The organism is Belnapia sp. AC561 (assembly GCF_979252845.1).
In genome coordinates this window covers 1-271 of the sequence record NZ_CEEDBP010000235.1, presented here as the reverse complement: position 1 = coordinate 271, position 271 = coordinate 1, and the positions used below count along the sequence as shown (strand labels likewise).

The following is a 271-nucleotide window of genomic DNA, read 5'->3' as shown; positions in this document are numbered from 1 at the left end:
GGTTTAAAAATTCCAGGTATGCAACTCGACGCGTGAATAGCACGAATTAACGGTCCTTTTGTAAAATAAACCAATCTGCCTTCGCTAAAATTAACCGCCGCAATGGTGAGGGGAATCTTTAATTTCTCAATCGTATTTTCTGGAAAGTACTCCTTTAAAATCACGGAAGTGTTTTCGATATTAATTAACCCCAGCGAACCAACTGCAGGGCGGACAAAACGCCAAAGTTTTGTTTTCAAAAAGATGCTTAAACCCTCTTCGGGGTCTATAC

Annotated in this window: 1 protein-coding gene; it reads right to left on the bottom strand. The window is 40.2% G+C overall.

What is annotated here, in order from left to right; translation table 11 throughout:
* Window positions 1–271 (bottom strand): patatin-like phospholipase family protein (locus AC0IW9_RS30900; RefSeq protein ID WP_471652121.1); only part of this gene is annotated, 271 nt, incomplete at both ends.